The following is a 17,717-nucleotide window of genomic DNA, read 5'->3' on the forward strand; positions in this document are numbered from 1 at the left end:
TATCCCATGCCCCGGCCCGATTCCACCGGCCGGAGCCTTCCTTATCCGGGAACCATTAGCCTAAGCGGAATTTTTGTGGAAGGCATTTAGCGTAAAAAGAACATGCTTTCCGAAAGTCTTGCCTAATTTATACGGCAATCGCGGTAAATTTGAGGGGTGCGGTCAGGAAATGTCCTTTCCATACAGCATTCCGGAGCGTAGAGGCGCAAGGCGATTCAGAATAGAAAGCATCCCGCGTTCGGATGAACACGGGACGCTCTGAGATCGGTGAACTTTGCAGCCTTGATGTGAGCCCGAACGTTAGCTCAATTATGGGGCCGTGACCTTGGGTCTGTGGACAATAAGGATTTGGGTCGCGGCGCGAGCCGGATTTCGGTGTCCGAACAGGAGGAAAGTCCGCAGTGGTGCCGCCCACCACAAGGACTTTCCGACGCAGTCGGGACCGAAATCCGCCGCGTCTCGAAGAGATTTGGCGCAAAACGCCCATTTCGGCGTCCCAATGTCTTGAAAGGGAACACCCTTCCTGCGACCTTGCTTCTTGAACTGGGCGTTTTGCATCCAAACCTCGACCAAATCCTTATTGTCCACAGACCCTAGACGTTGCTGTCCGGGAACGAGGCCTTGCGCTCGGTCATGAAAGCCTGCAGCGCCTCATCTGTGCCGGTATCGAGTTCCGGACCGCTATAGGCTGCAAGCTGTTCTTTCCAACGGGCATTCGCACGCCGGGATGCATCCAGTTCGCCATCGGCATGCCACTGTTCGTAGGAATTGTTGTCGGCGATGGCGGAGCGGTAGAAAGCGCTTTCGAAGTTCCGCTGGGTATGCGCGGCGCCTAGGAAGTGTCCTCCCGGTCCGACTTCCTGCAGGGCGTCCATGGCAAGGCTTTCCTCCGACAGATCTATCCCCTTTGCCAGAACGTGCATCATGCCCAGCTGATCCGCATCCATGATGAATTTCTCGTAGGACGAGCACAGTCCGCCTTCCAGCCAGCCAGCCGCATGAAGCGCGAAATTCACACCCGACTGCACTGTTGCCAGGATCGTCTGTGTCGATTCCTGCGCCGACTGGGCATCTGGAAGCTTGGACGCGGTGAAGGAGCCGCCGGACCTGAACGGCAGGTTGAGCCGTCTGGCGAGCTTGGCGGCCCCGGTGAGCAGAAGCGACCCTTCCGGGCTGCCGAAGGTCGGTGCACCGGACTGCATGGAGATGGAGCTGACGAACGCGCCGAACACGACCGGAGCGCCTGGACGGACAAGCTGTGTCAGCGCACAGCCCGCCAGGGCTTCGGCAAGGACCTGGGACAGGGTGCCCGATACCGTCACGGGGCTCATGGCGCCCGCCAGAATGAACGGCGAGACGATGCAGGCCTGGTTGTGGCGGGCATAGACTTTCAGTGCGCCGAGCATGGTGGCGTCGAACACAAGCGGTGAATTGGCGTTGATCAGCTGTATCATGACGCAGTTCTGGTCGACGAAGTCCTCGCCGAAGGTGATCTGGGCCATCCTGACGGAATCTTCCGCCCGTTCCGGTGCCGTCACCGATCCCATGAACGGCTTGTCGGAATATTTGATATGGGAATAGACCATATCGAAATGGCGTTTGTTCACCGGCAGGTCCACCGGTTCACAGACCGTTCCGCCTGAATGGTGGAGCCACGGCGACATATAGGCGAGTTTCACGAAATTCCGGAAATCCTCGATCGTGCCGTAGCGGCGGCCCTGGTCGAGATCGGTAACGAACGGCGGACCGTAGACCGGGGCAAAGACGAGATTGTTGCCGCCGATCTCGACGTTGCGGGCCGGGTTGCGGGCATGCTGCGTGAACTGCGCCGGCGCAGTCTTGAGAATCTCGCGCAGCATGCCTTTGGGAAATCGCACGCGTTCGCCGTCAACTTCAGCCCCGGCAATCTTCCACAGGTTCAGAACCTCGGGGTCTTCGCGGAATTCCAGGCCGATTTCCGCGAGAATGCGGTCGGCATTGGCCTCGATCAGTTCCGCACCCTCATCGCCGAGTACATCATAGACCGGAATTTTTCTGGAAATGTAGGGAACGGCTTGGCCGCCCGGGCCTGCTTGCCGCCGCTCGCGGCGGGCATTTCTTCCTCGGCGGCCTGATATGGCGGCGTCTGACATTCTAAGGCTCCCAAGATGAAATTTCGTCTATCGCAGTCTTCACCAGCTCATGCGGCGATCCGGGTCCAGATGCGTCTTAACCTACTCTAATTCCGGCATCGAGGTCCCGGAGTATTTCCTTGTTATTGTCAAGGTGGCGGTATTTCGGTTCAGCGTGTCGTGGTGACACTGCCACCATGACGCAATTAAGCTATTTTGCAGGGGAATCTGCCGCGATACTGCCCGTCGGAAGAATGACCTCCGGCGCCGGTCCATGGGGAAGCGGCGTCCGGATCGGGGGTATCCGTCGCGAAAATATGCGGGCTGCGGCAGCGTGTCGTTGGCGCTTCACTGCCAGTCCATTGAAAAGGAATGAAAAATGTCAGAATTTCCTGGCAAGGCTAAAGTCGTCATCGTCGGTCTGGGCGGCATTGTCGGTGCTTCGGTGGCCCATCACCTCATCGAACGCGGCTGGGACGATATCGTTGGCATCGACAAATCCGGTATTCCCACTGACATCGGCTCGACGGCGCACGCATCCGACTTCTGCTACACGACAAGCCACGACTATCTCTCCGTCTGGACCACGCAGTATTCCATCGATTTCTTCGCCAGGATGGGCCACTACGCCCGTGTCGGCGGCCTGGAAGTCGCGCGCACAGGCGATGATGCCTGGATGGAGGAAATCAGGCGCAAGGTGACCTCGGGCAAGGCCTTTGGCACGAACGTGCGCCTGGTCACTTCCGCCGAGATCAAGGAAAAATTCCCGCTGATCGAGGAAGATATGGTTCAGGGCGGCATGTGGGACCCCGACGCCGGTCTGGTCATTCCACGCTCGCAGACCGTGGCGGGCAAACTGGTCGACGAGGCTGAAAAAACCGGCAAGCTGAAAGCCTTCGCCAACACCCCCGCCCAGTCGCTGCTCGTGGAAGGCGGCCGCATCAAGGGCGTCGTTACCCATCGCGGCACGATCATGGCCGACCACGTCATCGTCTGCGCCGGTCTCTGGGGCCGTCTGATAGCGAACATGGTCGGCGAAGATCTGCCGGTGATGCCCGTCGATCACCCGCTCACATTTTTCGGTCCCTATAACGAGTTCGAAGGCACCGGTAAGGAAATCGGCTTCCCGCTGCTGCGCGACCAGGGCAATTCCGCCTACATGCGCGATACCGGCGATCCCAGGACCGCGGAAGGCGGCCAGATCGAATGGGGCTTTTACGAACCGGACCGGCCGCGCATGTGCCACCCGCGCGATCTCCTGGAAAAGGATCAGGCGCGCCTGTCGCCGTCACAGCGCGATCTGGAGATGGAACAGGTGATGGAGCCGCTTGAGCGCGCCATGGAACTGACCCCGGTCCTCGGCGAGATCGGTTACAACGAGGGCCATTCCTTCAACGGCCTTTTGCAGGTTTCAGCCGGAGGAGGCCCTTCCTGCGGAGAAAGCCAGAAGGTGCGCGGCCTTTGGTATTGCATCGCCATCTGGGTCAAGGACGGTCCCGGCTACGGCAAGCTGATTGCCGACTGGATCACCGATGGCCGCACCGGAATCGATCACGCTTCCATCGACTATTCGCGTTTCTATCCGCATCAGCTCACCGAGGACTTCATTGCGGGCCGCTGCTATGAGGCCGCCCAGAAGATCTATTTCCCGGCGATCCACCCGCGCGAACCCTATGCAAGCGGCCGCAACGTCAAGCGCTCTCCCTTTTATGAGCGTGAGGTGGAACTCGGCGGTCATTTCATGGAGCTTGGCGGCTGGGAGCGCGCCCACGGATACGCCGCCAACGAGCACCTGCTTGAAAAATATGGAGACAGGGTCCCCGTTCGCGAAAAAGAGTGGGACAACCGCCATTTCTGGCGCGTCTCCAATGCCGAACACCTGGCGCTGAGCGAGGATTGCGGCCTCATCAACCTGTCGCACTTCTACATGTTCGATGTGGAAGGCCCGGACCATGTCGCGCTGCTGGAATGGTTGTGTGCCGCCAGGATCGGCGGCGAAGCCAATATCGGCAAGGGTATCTACACCCACTTCCTCGATGACGACGGCAATGTCAGGGCGGATCTGACGGTCTTCCGCATGGCCGATCGCTGCCGCATCGTCGATGGCGCCGATGCCGGTCCACGCGACTATCGCTATGTGAAGCGCGTCGCCGAGGACAGGGGTTTCGATGTCACCGTGAGCGATGTCAGCGAGCAATTCACGACCATCGGCATCTGGGGCCCCAACGCCCGTGACAACCTGAAGAAAGTCGTCGCCGATCCAGCCGGCCTCGATCCGGAGACTTTCCCGTTCGCGGCCATCCGGCAGATCGAGATTGCCGGCAAGCCGGTCTCCGCGCTGCGTCTCTCCTATGTCGGCGAGCAGGGCTGGGAACTGCACATGAAGTACGAGGACGGTCTGGCCGTTTGGGACGCGCTGCGTGCAATCGGTGTCATGGCCGTCGGTGTCGAGACCTATGCCAACTCGCGCCGCATGGAAAAGAGCCTCCGCCTGCAAAATGCCGACCTGCTGACCCAGTACAACCTCTATGAGGCCGATCTCGCCCGGCCGAAGGTGAAGGAAGCCGACTTCCGCGGTAAAGCCAGACACGTGGAGTACAGGGCGCGCGAACATCAGCCCGCCATGCTCTGCACCCTGGTCATGACGGAAAACACGGACGCGGATGATGTGAAGCGCTATCCGGTCGGCGCCATGCCGGTAATGGATCCGGAGACCGGCAAGACGCTGGTCGACAGCCTCGGGCGGCTATCCTACACGACCTCGGTCGCCTACGGCCCGACCGTCGGAAAGAACATCGCACTTGCCTACCTGCCACAGGACTATTGCCAGGTCGGCCGCAAGCTCAATGTGGAATATTTCTGCGAATCCTATCCGGTTGAAGTGGTCGCGGTTGGCTACAAGCCGCTTTACGACCCGGAAAACCTGAAGCCGAGAAGCTGAGCCGTGGGCCCGCGCGGACCCTTGACCCGCAGCGGGCTCTGATAACAAACGTTCCAAGCGAGCGGCCAATGAAAAAGTGAAAGACCAAACTTCATGTCCAAGCTGGAAGACCTTCTGGCCCGAAATGGCGCTCTCCTTGCCGACGGTGCAACCGGAACAAACCTGTTCGATATGGGCCTTGTGTCCGGCGACGCACCGGAGCTCTGGAACACGGATGAGCCGGACAAGATCAGGGCTCTCCATCAGTCCTTCGTCGATGCCGGCTCCGATATCATCCTGACCAACACATTCGGCTGCAACCGTCACCGGCTGAAGCTGCACAACGCTCAAGGCCGGGTGAAGGAACTGAATATCGCCGCTGTAAAGCTGGCCCGCGAGGCAGTCGATACCGCAGACCGGGAGGTGCTGGTCGGCGGTTCCATCGGTCCGACCGGCGAGCTCTTCCAGCCGCTCGGCGCACTCAGCTATGAAGAGGGCGTCGCCGCGTTCAGGGACCAGATCGAAGCCTTGGTGGAAGGCGGAGCGGATATTCTGTGGGTCGAAACCATGTCGGCTGTCGAGGAGATGAAGGCTGCCGCGGAAGCCGCGAAGGGCTTCGATCTGCCGCTGGTGATCACGGCGAGTTTCGACACAGCGGGCAAGACGATGATGGGCCTGGCACCGAAGGGTCTGGGAGACCTTCAGACACAGTTTGCCTGTACGCCTGTCGCGATCGGTTCCAATTGCGGGGTAGGCGCTTCCGACCTTCTGGCCGCGATCATGGACATTACCGAGGCCTATCCTGAGGCAATCGTGGTCGCCAAGGCCAATTGCGGCATTCCCCAGATCCGCGGCGACGAGGTCGTCTATACCGGCACGCCAGATCTCATGGCCAGATACGCGCATATGGCTTTGGACGCCGGCGCGCGGATCATCGGGGGCTGCTGTGGAACCTCGCCGGTCCATCTGGCGGCTATGCGCCAGGCGCTCGATAGCCATCAGGCGGGAAGCCGGCCGGAATTGGCGGACATCATTTCCGAAATCGGCCCGCTGGTGTCGCCTCCAAACAGGGAAGCCGACGCTGCGCGGGCCGAAAGTGCAAACGGATCGGCCCGCCGGCGCGGTCGCCGGAGAGGCTGAGACGCGCTGAAACTGACTGCTGAATTCAGCAGCCTCCAGGCGTTGCCTTGTCGTAAGCGACGCCTGTTTCTTTCAAGGTCGCGGATACGATGCCCATGGGCTGGTAGGGCGGATCGACCTGCATGCCGGGATTGGCCATGTGGATCTTGTAGCAGCCGGTGAAAACCTTCGCCGTGCCGTCGGTCTGCATCGCCGAGAGCGCGACCGGCAAAGCCCAGTATATCTGACCCGCACCGGGATCGGGTGCCGTTGATCCGAATTTGACGGTTACGCTGGTCGTATCGGCGTAGCCTTTCATCCAGTGATCGAAGTCATCGGGGGCCGAACCGCTCTGAAAATAGCCGTACGCCTGGGCATAGTATTTGTTGCTGATGGCGAAATAGAAACTTTCGACCAGTTTCTGCGGCGTGGACCGGTCATCCAGATAGGTCCAGTCGTCAGCATGAACATGCCCCGGCAGCAGGGGTGCCGCCAACGCCAGAAATGCGAAACAGGTAAAGATGCGCGGGAAATAAGATCTACGTGTCATTGTAACCTGCCTTTGGAACGGCGACGAGCCGGAGCCAGCCACGGATTTCTTTTCACACTACCTATTGAGCAAATGCGGTTGACGCGCAATGAGGCGCAATATCACCTGCAATCCGGCTTCAGGTAATCAGTTCAGCCAGGGAGCTGCCGCGCTCCAGAAAATGATGTCGACACCGAGGTAGTCGCGCGCAAAATCAATGAACTCTTGCCGGCTGAAGGGCTTGCCGGTTTCAGGGTTCCTGTATTTCAGGGTCGGTTCCTGGATGGCCATCGCGATCACGGGCAACTTGTCCCGGTAGTCATGAAAAAACGGATAGGAATTCTTCATCTGCCCCTTGCGAAAGGGGACGATGTCCGGCCCGCCGAGTCCGGCGTCGATCTCCATGGCCGCTTCAAAGGCGCGCTCCATATAGCCTTCGCTGTTGTTCCATTCGCATGGCCAGAAATTGACGTACTGCACGACGAGGGATTTCCGGAACACCTTGCGCGCGTGGGTCAGATTCTCAAGCGTCGCCTCAAAGTAGGCCTCGCAGGTAAAGCCGGAGACATTCTTGTTCCGGTCGATATCCATTGAGCTCTCGGGCAGGTTTATTCCTTCGATCCGGCCGTCGAATTGCTCGGCCAACGCCGTCAGAAGGGCCTGAAACCGGATCCGTACGGCCGGAACCCATTGCATGGTTACCCAACCCTCGGGCTTTGGGCTGGCTGCCTCTGAATCGTCGACCTGCCGCGCAAGACCGCCACCGAATTCCGAACCTTCAAGAATGTAAGCCGGAACATACCTGGCGCTCTCCAGGAAAAACCGGTCCTGAACCTGGAGAAAGAATTTCTTGTCATGACTTTCTGCCTCGGCGAGCGCCTTCTCAACTCCGGAGAAGTCATACCGGTCTTTTTCCGGCTCGAGCATCTTCCAGTTGAAGAGGACCTGAACACCTGCGAGTTCCCGATTTTCCAACCGGGATTTTACGTGATCGAAGTCGCCGGCGCTTGTGTAGAGAAAGTGCCGGATTTCAGCCGCCGCCGCGGATGATTGAAAGTATCCCGGTGCGACGGTCAGCAGCAGGGTGGCAATGCACTGAACGGCTCGCATCGGGTGCGGTTCCTTCAAGATGAGAGCAAGGGCGCGGGAAGAAATAATTGACAAAAGTGCGGATAAAACCAACGTAATCTCGAAATCACGGCGAACTTGTGACATCGGGCATCGTCGGTTCGAATTCTCTGCTTCACAGCATCGGCAAGGTCAATCGACGCTCGAGGGGAATATATCCGGCATTAATCGCCCTTGCGTCTTCTATTGTTTGACGTTTACGTAAAAGCAAGTCGGATTACCGGCGCAAGATGAAAGCGATAGGGAGTAAACAATGCAGCCGGTCATGAGCGCGCGGGAAATCATGGAGATGCTGGACCGGGAGTTTCCGCAAATCCATGCCGGGGGCAGGGTCTATGCCATCGACAGCGTCTCCACGGGGCAGGCGGTGCTGCGTCTTACCGCCAATGAACTGCATCTGCGGCCCGGCGGAACCATTTCCGGGCCGTCCATGATGGCGCTGGCCGACCTTGCCGCCTATGTGGTGATCCTTGCCCATATAGGACCGGTCGCGCTGGCGGTCACCACCAGTTTGAACATCAATTTCCTGCGCAAGCCGGGACCGGGAGACCTGCTCTGCACTTGCCGGCTCCTGAAGCTCGGCAAGCGGCTCGCGGTTGTCGAGTGCAGCCTTGCGGGGGAGGGGAAGGAAGACCTGGTGGCGCACGCCACGGCCACCTATTCGGTGCCGCCGCGGTGAAAAGCGGGGCACGGTTCCGGGACGGCCAGGGACATTCGCGTTGTCCGCTCGCGCGGATCCCCGGGAAACTCAAGCCGTCTGGCGGCGTTCTTCCTGTTTGAAAAGCCCTTCCAGGTCACTTGAATATTCAACGACCTGACTGCGCCCTGCACGTTTCGCGGCATAGACGGCAAGGTCGGCACGGTGCAGGGCGGTTTTTTGCGTGTCTCCTGCCCGGGCCAGATAGGCGCCGACGCTCAGGCTCGGCGTATAGTTTTGATCCTGATACCGGAAAGGCATCTTTACCCTTTCCATCAGGCGGCCGTAAAGATGCTGGAAATCCGCATTGTCGATATCGCGGCAAAGCACGATGAATTCGTCTCCGCCGAACCGGCCGACGACGTCATTGGAACCCCTGACGCTTTGCTGCAAAATGTCGGCGATATGCTTGAGAAGGCGGTCGCCGCAGGCATGTCCGAACCGGTCGTTGACCTGCTTGAAAAAATCGACGTCCACGAACAGGATGCCGACATTTTGCGGCGTTGCCGACACGTCCAGAAGTTGCTCGAGCGTTTCGGAGATGGAATTGCGGTTCAAAATACCCGTCAGCTGATCGTATTTCGTCAGTTCCAGCAGTCGCATGTCGCGGTTGCGCAGCTGCTGCGTTCTGATCACGTAAGCGGCCGCTGGGAGCGCCAGAATGAAGGTGGTGGCAAAGATCAGGATCCAGCTGATTTCCTCGAACGAATCCTCAAGCGCGTCCTCCAGTTCACTGACGTCCACATAGACCTCGACAGAACCGATGCGCTCGCCGGTTGGCAATGTGGCGGGAAAAAAGGCTTCAACGACCGTATCCGCACCACCGTGCTGTTCGCCGCCTTCATTATGATGGATTGCAAAAACGGGCTCCCCAGACCGGTAGACCTTCAATGCCATGTTCTGGCTGTCATCATCCGGCACGGGATCGCCCGTGTTCGACGCGAGAACGCGGTGACCGGCTTCATCGAAAAATTCGAAGTGAAGTATGTCGACCATGCTGAAGGACTTTTCCAGGCGCCTGATCTCCTCCTGGGTAAGGGTGCCCTCGGCGAACACCTTCTGTGCGTTCGGAATGTTGCCGAAGAACTGAGTGGACCAGGCAGCGGTCTTGGTTTCGGCATGTTTGAGGATCGACGACCTGACCTGCCAATCCAGAAGCGTATGCAGTGCACCGGCCAGCGCAATAAACAGGATCGCTCCCAGAAGGACCGCGATCACCGAGGGTTTACTCAGGCGATTTTTCAAGACTGACAGCTGCATTTACCGGACTTTCGGATCTTTTCTGCTCGAATAGATACACACATCCCTTTAAGCTTGAGTAAAATACGGATGGGCAATTCAAACTTCCCGCGGTTTCGCAAGCCGGGCCGGGAATGAAACAGCCGAAGTAAATGAGGTAATATAATACCGTTTTTATAAAGCTATGATTTTATTGAGAAATTATTGGCGATCAGGCAAAGAACGTTCTTGACGCTGAAATGGCCCCGGCGTATAAGCGCAACCGAACGAATTCAGGGTCCGTTCGCTGGCTCAGGCCGCGCGGACCTTTTCTTTAAACTGACCAATACGGATCAAACTCATGAAGACCTTCTCTGCCAAGACGGCTGAGGTCGAAAAAAAGTGGATCTTGATTGACGCAGAAGGCATGGTTGTCGGGCGTCTCGCCGCTTTCATCGCCAACCATCTGCGCGGCAAGCATCTGCCGACCTACACGCCCCACATTGACACCGGTGACCACGTCATCGTCATCAATGCCGACAAGGTGGTGTTCACCGGCCGCAAGTACGACAACAAGAAGTACTATTGGCACACCGGTCACCCGGGCGGCATCAAGGAGCGCACCGCGCGCGCCATCCTGGAAGGCCGTTTTCCCGAACGTGTTCTGGAAAAAGCCGTTCAGCGTATGATGCCGGGCGGTCCGCTGTCCAACAAACAGCTGAAAAACCTCAAGGTTTACGCTGGACCGAACCATCCGCATGAAGCTCAGACACCCGAAATGGTCGATGTGAAGAGCCTCAACGTAAAAAATGACGGCAAGAGGGCTTAACAATGGCTGAGCTGCAATCCCTGGAAGAACTGGGCGGCGCGGTCGAAACCGCAGCCCCCGAAGCTCCGGTCCATGTCCAGAAGCTGGACAGTCTGGGCCGGGCCTATGCGACCGGTAAACGTAAGGACGCCATCGCCCGCGTCTGGATCAGGCCGGGCACCGGCAAGATCGTCGTCAACAAGAAGGACTTTACCGAGTATTTCGCTCGTCCGGTTCTTCAGATGATCCTTCAACAGCCGGTCATGGTGGCCAACCGCACCGGTCAGTACGACGTGATCGCGACCGTCACCGGTGGTGGTCTTTCCGGCCAGGCCGGCGCCGTGCGTCACGGTGTGTCCAAGGCGCTGACCTACTACGAGCCGGAGCTGCGTGGCGTTCTGAAGAAGAACGGCTTCCTGACCCGTGACTCCCGTGTTGTCGAACGTAAGAAGTTCGGTCGCGCCAAAGCCCGCAAGAGCTTCCAGTTCTCCAAGCGTTAATCGCCGGACGAACTGGTTTCTGCAAATCAAAAGACCCGCCGGAGCGATCCGGCGGGTTTTTTCGTGGCTTTCGAATGCCTTTGCCGCCGCTTACGGGCGCACCTAGGGTCTGTGGACAATAAGGATTTGGTCGAGGTTTGGATGCAAAACGCCCAGTTCAAGAAGCAAGGTCGCAGGAAGGGTGTTCCCTTTCAAGACATTGGGACGCCGAAATGGGCGTTTTGCGCCAAATCTCTTCGAGACGCGGCGGATTTCGGTCCCGACTGCGTCGGAAAGTCCTTGTGGTGGGGGGGCACCACTGCGGACTTTCCTCCTGTTCGGACACCGAAATCCGGCTCGCGCCGCGACCCAAACCTAATTGTCCACAGACCCTAGGGATTGTTCCGCTCCGGTACACGTTTCTTTTCCTCCCGGCCGCGTTTCCGGCGGTTGCTGATGCGGATCAGCTGCTGAAACTTCGGGCACTCCATATGGGTCGGCGCCGGGCAATCCGCGACATGCCGGATCATGTCACGCAACGCGGAGAGCCGGTCTATCTGCCGGTCGAGATCATCGGCCTTCAGATGTAGGCTTGACCTGGAAAGGGCGGGGCGGCCATCCGGGCCGAACATCTTCCCGATGTCATCGAGGGCAAATCCGGCTGTCTTGCCAAGCGTGATCAGCGCCAGCTGGTCCAGAACCTCGGCATTGAACAGCCGCTTCAATCCCCTGCGGCCGAGGGACGTTATCAGCCCTTTTTCCTCATAGTGGCGGATTGCCGAGGCGGCCACGCCGGTCTGTTTCGACACTTCTGAAATATCCAGTAATTTCATCTATTGACCTCAAGTCGACTTGAATTGTTACGCTGCCTTCCGGTTCCCTGAAAGGCAAGGATAATAAAATGTCTCGTGCGAATTCATTGACTGAGCGACCGCTCTGGCTGGACGCGGCCGCAATCGGGCTGCTGATGACGGCAACGCTGAAAATCATGGCGAATGCAACAATCAGTCCGGCCTTGCCGGCGCTCGAGGCGAGCTTTTCCGACGATCCGGGAGCGGCCTATCTGACGCGCTTTCTGGTCTCTGCGCCATCGCTTTCCGTCGTGCTGGTCGCGCCGTTTGCCGGTATGGTGGCTGACCGTATCGGTCGGGCCCGGCTGTTGCTTGCCGGCGTCCTGCTTTTCGTAGTGTCGGGCAGCGCCGGGGCCTATCTGCCGGATCTGTTTTCCATACTGGCCAGCCGGCTGCTGCTTGGTGTGGCTGTTGCGATGGTCATGACCGCGCAGGTGGCTCTGGTGGGGGACATGTTCACCGGAGCGCAGCGCAGCGCCTTTATGGGTTGGCAGACCGCGGCCATCAATTTCAGCGGCTTCCTTTATATCGGGTTCGCGGGCTATCTCGCCGGTCTTTCTCCAAGACTACCGTTTTTTGTCTATGCTTTGCCGGTCGTCCTCCTGCCGTTTCTGGTGCTGATCCTGCGCAACGAAAAACGGCCCGCGGCATCTGCCGGCCGTCCTTCGGAATTGCCGGGGGGAACGGCGGTCGGACGCTGGTTCCTACCGGCCGCATTGACCGGGTTGCTGACCATGGTCACCGTCATGCTGTTTTTTCTGATGCCCAGCCAGTTGCCGTTTTATCTCGACCGGAACGGCTTCGATGCCGCCTCGGCCACAGCCATAGGGCTCGGAGCGCTCACGCTGACCGGCGGCGTTGTGGCATTCACTTTCAGGCGGATCAGCGAGCGGCTCGGACTGGCCGTCACCTTCGGGTTGGGCTTCCTTCTGATGGGCTGTGGTTTCGCGGCACTGTCAGGCGCTGCGCTGTGGGCTCTCATTCTGGCCGGGGCGGCGCTGGTCGGCGCAGGTTATGCCCTGGTCCAGCCGGGCTTCCTCATGCTGGCTCTGCAGGTGGCACCGCCCGCGCGCAGGGGCAGCGTAGCGGGTGTCGTCACGACTGCGATGTTCCTGGGACAGGTGATATCGCCGCTTGCGCTGACGCCCGTTATTCAGGGTTTCGGATTTGCAGCGGTCTACCTGGGAGCGGCGGCCGCGCTATGCATGCTTGCAGTGGCTTCGGTAGTGTTCGCATTGTTTCGCCATCGGGGACGAACAGATCGAAATAACGACACCCGTCAGGCTCTGCCGGCCGACCTTTAACCGGTCTTCTGTCTTTCCCCGGCCACATAGGTTTCGGCTACGGCCCGGTCATCGCCGAGCGTCTGCAGGATGAAGAGCTCCTCGGAGAGCGTTTCCACCGTTTCCATCCGCAAGGCCATTGGCGGGGTCGCCTTGGCATCGAGAACCACGAGGTCGGCATCGGTGCCAGGTTCCAGCGTCCCGATCCTGTCGGACATGGAAAGGGCGTTCGCATTGCCGAGGGTCACCCAGTAGAAACTCGTCAACGGATGCATGCGCTGACGCTGGAGCTGAAGGATCTTGTAGCCTTCGTCCAGCGTGCGCAGCATGGAATAACTGGTGCCGCCACCGACATCCGTCGCGATTGCCGTCGGGATGCCCGCGCTTTCCATTCCGGCCTTGTCAAAGAGCCCGCTGCCCAGGAACAGGTTCGAGGTCGGACAGAAAACCGCCACCGAACCGGTCTCGCGCATGACCTGCATCTCGTGACCCGTCATGTGGATGCAATGGCCGAGGAGCGTCCTGGGCCCGAGCAGACCGAAGCTTTCGTAGACGCCGAGATAATGGCCCGCGTCCGGATAGAGCTCCCGGGTGAAGGCGATTTCGTTATGGTTCTCGTTGATATGGGTCTGCAGGTGACAGTCCGGCTGTTCCTTAAGCAGCGTCCCGGCGGCCTCCAGCTGCTCTGGTGTCGAGGTGATGGCAAAGCGCGGAGTGATGACATAATGCGCCCGGCCGCGGCCATGCCACTTCGCCAGCAGCGCCTTGCTGTCATCGTAGGAACTCTGGGCGGTATCGCAAAGCGCCTCGGGCGCATTGCGGTCCATCATGGTCTTGCCGCCCAGCATCAGCATGCCGCGCGTCTCGGCCTCCTCGAAATAGGCATCCACGGAATTGGGATGGCTGGAGCAATAGGCAACGGCGGTGGTGGTGCCATGGGCTATCAGGGCATCGTAGAATTCTCCGGCGATCCGCTTGCCATGGGCCTTGTTCTCGAACTTCAGTTCGGTCGGAAACGTATAGTCGTTCAGCCAGTCCAGCAGTTGGTCCGCCCAGGAGGCGATGATCTCCGCCTGCGGAAAGTGAATATGCGTGTCGATAAAGCCCGGCAGGATCAGATGCGGCCGGTGGTCGGTGATTTCGGCAGTCTCCGGCGCGGCGTCCCTGATCTCCGAAAAGACACCCTTGGCCACGATTTTGCCGTCCCTGACCAGCAAAGCGCCGTCTTCCTCGTAGGAGTAGGCACTTGTATCCTCCGGCCCCCGCGCAACGGCGGAAAAGCTCAGCAGTCTGCCGCGCAGGATTTTTGTGTTCTGGTCTGCGGTCTGATCTGGCAAGAAACGAAATCCCTGGTCCTGAGGCTCGAAAAGCGCCGATGAGGCGGTTCCCTGTTTTAAGTCCCTCGGAAGGAACGAACAATGGATCATCTTTGCAGGTTTGGAAAAGCTGATCTGCATATGCGGCGTGTCGAGTTGCAGGGAAATCTCCCGCAGCCCATGCAACTGCGCGCATCGTGTGAGGGTTATGTCTCGGAGGCCGTGGAAACCTCTATGGTGACATGCGCGATGCCGTGTTCGTCGTTGAGCCGGGCGCGCATTTCCCCGGGAACGGTTTCAGCATATTCCTCCGACGAGGCCACGGCATGCATGGTCGCGTTCACCTTGCCCTCTGCGAGCGACCACAGGTGGATGTGGTAGACATCCGCGAGACCCGGTATCGCGGCAAGCAGATCGGCCTTCAGGGCCTCACGGTCGATGTCCGGCGGAGCGCCTTCCAGAAGGATGTGCGACGACTGTCGCAGGATGGCAACCGCGGACCGCAGAATGAGCAGCGCGACAAACACCGAGAGGATGGGATCGATCGGGTACCAGTTGGTGAAATAAATGGTCACCGCCGCGATAATCGCCGCAACCGATCCCAAAAGATCCCCGAGGACATGCAGGATCGCGGAACGGATGTTGAGCGAGCCGTCGCCTCCGCGTTGCAGAATGAAGAATGCACCGATGTTCACGGCAAGCCCGATCACGGCGATGACAAACATCGGACCGGCCAGAACCTTCTCCGGTTTGGCGAACCGTTCAGCAGCTTCGATGCAGATCCAGGCGGTCACAACAAGCAGGAAAATGGCGTTGGAGTAGGCGATCAGGACAGGCAGCCTGTCGCGGCCATACGTCAAGCGCGCGTCGGCGGGCTTCTTGGCCTGCTGAAACGCCCACCAGGCCAGCCCCAGGGACGCGGCGTCCGTGACCATGTGAACAGCGTCGGCCATCAGGGCGAGCGATCCAGCCAGCCAGCCGCCGATCAGTTCGGCAAACATGAAGCTCGCGATCAATAGCCCCGCCCAGGCCACCGCGCGTGCATTGCTGTCGTTCACCGTCGGAGCGTGATCGTGCCCGGAGTGATCGTGGCCAGCGTGTTCGTGCCCGTCGCCGGTCTCGCCTTTGTGGGGCTCGGTCATCAGGTTGATCTTTCTGTCATAGGCTTGAATTCAGATCGGGAAACCGAAGTTTGAACAGTTCAGGGGGCATTTCAAGGTGCGCGGCCTTGAAGCAGCCTGCATCGGCGGCACTGATCCACCGCAAAATATCCTTCAGTGGTGATTGGACTGAATTGGGAGGGCTGTTAAAACCGGTCTGCGATGTGGTTCGCATCGCGCAGCTTTCGGGAAAATAGAAATGTCAGCAGATTTGCCGCGTCCGACCGATAATGCCTTTCTGGGAACATCCGTGAAAGGCGGTTCGCACGAACCGACCTACGGCGGCGCCTTGTCCTTCATGCGCCGCCGCTACAGCCGCGATCTCGACGGGGTGGATCTGGCGGTCTGGGGCATTCCCTTCGATGCATCGGTCTCCAACCGGCCGGGAGCAAGGTTCGGGCCGCAGGGCGTGCGGCGTGCCTCGGCGATTTTTGACGGCGACCCGCAATACCCGTTCCACATGGACCCGTTCGAACAGCTCGCCTGCGTGGATTATGGCGACTGTGCTTTCGATTACGGCCGCAATGCGGATATTCCGGGCCACATCGAGACACAGGCTGCCGGAATTCTCTCAACGGACACGCATCTGTTTTCCATCGGCGGCGACCATTTCGTCACCTATCCGCTGCTCAAGGCCCATGTCGCCAAACATGGCCCGCTTGCTCTCGTGCAATTCGATGCCCATCAGGATACCTGGCCCGATGAGGGCGACCGGATCGATCACGGTACGTTCACCGGACGGGCTGCGCGTGAAGGCCTCATTGACCCGAACAGGTCCATCCAGATCGGCATCCGCACGCACGCGCCTGAAACCTGCGGTCTGGACCTGATCTACGGCCACGAGATGGACGACCTGGGTATCGCGGGAACCATCGAGCGGATCGTCAGCCGGGTGGGGCAGGGGCCGGCCTATATGACCTTCGATATCGACTGCCTGGACCCTGCCTTCGCTCCGGGCACCGGTACGCCGGTCGCCGGTGGGCTGTCTTCCCGCGAAGCGCTTTCCATCCTGCGGGGGCTGGGGCCGATTGATTTCGTCGGCGGCGATGTTGTCGAGGTGTCGCCCGCATATGACCACGCCGACATCACGTCGATCGCGGGAGCCAGCGTTGCGCTGACCTATATCGGTCTGCTCGCGGAAAAGCGCTCGAAAGCGGATTGAACCTTGAGCCCGGCTGTGACCTAAACGCTTTTCTGGCGCTCGGGGGCGTCGCGGTGATTGTCGTTTTCCGCGGTCAGGGTCCAGGAACGGTAGAGCGGGTCCCTGTCTTTCATGACCCGGTAGAGCTGGACCAGTTTCTGAAACGTGGTGATCTGGGCACAATAGGCAACGAAAAGGCCGGTTGTTGACAGGAGCGGCGAGGCTGTCAGACCTCCCAGGACTGCAACAAGAGTTCCTGTCCAGAACACCAGATACAATGTCGTAAGACGGCGGTTCAGCCCTTGCGGAACGGGAACAAGCAGTCTGTTCAGCCAGATTCTCTCGCCAAATCCGACAAGTCTCGACCAGCCGTTCCGGTGCGGTGAAACAATGGAAAGTTTAGGGATCAGCAGCAGGACAAGCGCGCTGACGATTGCCAGCAGCACAGCGCCGGTATGGCCGAGCCACAGATGGGACCACAGCGCTCCCGTAAGCAGGGCCGGTGCGGCGAGCTTCACATAAGGCGACACAAAACGCGGCGATTTCCCTGCCCCGCCGCACAGGAGCAGCAGGCGGGTGTTGGTACCGAAGGCATTGAGCTGCCCGGGACCGGTTTTGCGTGAAATTTGAAGCTGTGACGGTTGCATATACGGGGTTTGGTCTCGGGATTTCGGACAGTCAGCGATATTACCCGGGTGTCGGTGGATTTTGCAAATAACTTCGTAGGCTTTGCAACTTCCAAACAGTGAATAGCCACCATAAAAGCTTTTGGGGAGAAAGTTCTTCAAGCCGTATCACGTGGTGTTGAATATAAATAATATCATGATGATAAAAGGAATTTTTGCAGGCTGCCGGTTAATCTGAGCTACTCCCCATCACTTGGACAACTTCAGGTGCAAATTAAGCTACTCTCTGCCCCTGCTGGTCGGTTTCGATCTGGTTGAAGTAGACCATGGC

Annotated in this window: 15 protein-coding genes; 7 read left to right on the top strand and 8 right to left on the bottom strand. The window is 59.2% G+C overall.

Annotation, left to right across the window (positions count from 1 at the left end; all coding sequences use genetic code 11):
- Positions 1-593: 593 nt before the first annotated feature.
- On the bottom strand, positions 594-2,132 hold the full coding sequence (locus tag CLV41_RS20795; protein WP_103224343.1) for a trimethylamine methyltransferase family protein: 1,539 nt from the start codon (positions 2,130-2,132) through the stop codon (positions 594-596).
- 358 nt (positions 2,133-2,490) lie between these two features.
- Between CLV41_RS20795 and CLV41_RS20800 the strand changes: the two genes are divergently transcribed.
- Both CLV41_RS20800 and bmt read left to right on the top strand, forming a co-directional pair.
- Positions 2,491-5,052: a GcvT family protein gene (locus CLV41_RS20800; protein ID WP_103224344.1), complete on the top strand. Its 2,562-nt coding sequence runs from the start codon at positions 2,491-2,493 to the stop codon at positions 5,050-5,052.
- 93 nt (positions 5,053-5,145) lie between these two features.
- On the top strand, positions 5,146-6,171 hold the full coding sequence (gene bmt, locus CLV41_RS20805) for a betaine--homocysteine S-methyltransferase (protein WP_103224345.1): 1,026 nt from the start codon (positions 5,146-5,148) through the stop codon (positions 6,169-6,171).
- 25 nt (positions 6,172-6,196) lie between these two features.
- Here bmt and CLV41_RS20810 read toward each other — a convergent pair whose 3' ends face one another.
- A complete protein-coding gene (locus tag CLV41_RS20810; RefSeq protein ID WP_208987638.1) occupies positions 6,197-6,700 on the bottom strand; it encodes a hypothetical protein in 504 nt (167 codons plus the stop codon).
- A 126-nt stretch (positions 6,701-6,826) separates the two neighbouring features.
- Positions 6,827-7,789, bottom strand: a complete 963-nt coding sequence (locus CLV41_RS20815) for a hypothetical protein (protein WP_103224346.1) — start codon at positions 7,787-7,789, stop codon at positions 6,827-6,829.
- A 271-nt stretch (positions 7,790-8,060) separates the two neighbouring features.
- On the opposite strand from CLV41_RS20815, the gene CLV41_RS20820 reads away from it, so the two are divergent.
- Complete coding sequence (locus CLV41_RS20820) at positions 8,061-8,486, top strand: PaaI family thioesterase (RefSeq protein ID WP_170107269.1); 426 nt, start codon at positions 8,061-8,063, stop codon at positions 8,484-8,486.
- A gap of 69 nt (positions 8,487-8,555) precedes the next feature.
- Here the strand turns inward: CLV41_RS20820 and CLV41_RS20825 are convergent, their stop codons facing one another.
- On the bottom strand, positions 8,556-9,764 hold the full coding sequence (locus CLV41_RS20825; protein WP_103224347.1) for a GGDEF domain-containing protein: 1,209 nt from the start codon (positions 9,762-9,764) through the stop codon (positions 8,556-8,558).
- Positions 9,765-10,083: 319 nt separating this feature from the next.
- On the opposite strand from CLV41_RS20825, the gene rplM reads away from it, so the two are divergent.
- Positions 10,084-10,551: a 50S ribosomal protein L13 gene (gene rplM, locus CLV41_RS20830; protein ID WP_068417336.1), complete on the top strand. Its 468-nt coding sequence runs from the start codon at positions 10,084-10,086 to the stop codon at positions 10,549-10,551.
- Positions 10,552-10,553: 2 nt separating this feature from the next.
- The gene (gene rpsI / locus CLV41_RS20835) at positions 10,554-11,030 is read left to right on the top strand and encodes a 30S ribosomal protein S9 (RefSeq protein ID WP_103224348.1); all 477 of its coding nucleotides are present in this window, start codon (positions 10,554-10,556) and stop codon (positions 11,028-11,030) included.
- A gap of 371 nt (positions 11,031-11,401) precedes the next feature.
- Here rpsI and CLV41_RS20840 read toward each other — a convergent pair whose 3' ends face one another.
- Positions 11,402-11,842, bottom strand: coding sequence for a helix-turn-helix domain-containing protein (locus CLV41_RS20840; protein WP_103224349.1), 441 nt, complete (start codon positions 11,840-11,842; stop codon positions 11,402-11,404).
- A gap of 68 nt (positions 11,843-11,910) precedes the next feature.
- Between CLV41_RS20840 and CLV41_RS20845 the strand changes: the two genes are divergently transcribed.
- Positions 11,911-13,164, top strand: a complete 1,254-nt coding sequence (locus CLV41_RS20845) for an MFS transporter (protein WP_103224350.1) — start codon at positions 11,911-11,913, stop codon at positions 13,162-13,164.
- On the opposite strand, the gene guaD is transcribed toward CLV41_RS20845, so the two are convergent.
- Together guaD and CLV41_RS20855 are read right to left on the bottom strand one after the other, a co-directional pair.
- The gene (gene guaD, locus CLV41_RS20850) at positions 13,161-14,480 is read right to left on the bottom strand and encodes a guanine deaminase (RefSeq protein ID WP_235867205.1); all 1,320 of its coding nucleotides are present in this window, start codon (positions 14,478-14,480) and stop codon (positions 13,161-13,163) included. The two genes, CLV41_RS20845 and guaD, sit on opposite strands and share 4 nt — an antisense overlap.
- 185 nt (positions 14,481-14,665) lie before the next feature.
- Positions 14,666-15,601: a cation diffusion facilitator family transporter gene (locus CLV41_RS20855; RefSeq protein ID WP_103224351.1), complete on the bottom strand. Its 936-nt coding sequence runs from the start codon at positions 15,599-15,601 to the stop codon at positions 14,666-14,668.
- A 217-nt stretch (positions 15,602-15,818) separates the two neighbouring features.
- Between CLV41_RS20855 and speB the strand changes: the two genes are divergently transcribed.
- Positions 15,819-16,781: an agmatinase gene (speB, locus tag CLV41_RS20860; RefSeq protein ID WP_103224352.1), complete on the top strand. Its 963-nt coding sequence runs from the start codon at positions 15,819-15,821 to the stop codon at positions 16,779-16,781.
- 20 nt (positions 16,782-16,801) lie between these two features.
- Here the strand turns inward: speB and CLV41_RS20865 are convergent, their stop codons facing one another.
- Positions 16,802-17,407, bottom strand: a complete 606-nt coding sequence (locus tag CLV41_RS20865; RefSeq protein ID WP_103224353.1) for a DUF6653 family protein — start codon at positions 17,405-17,407, stop codon at positions 16,802-16,804.
- Positions 17,408-17,717 lie beyond the last annotated feature (310 nt).

The organism is Roseibium marinum (assembly GCF_002906165.1).
GTDB classification, from domain to species: domain Bacteria; phylum Pseudomonadota; class Alphaproteobacteria; order Rhizobiales; family Stappiaceae; genus Roseibium; species Roseibium marinum.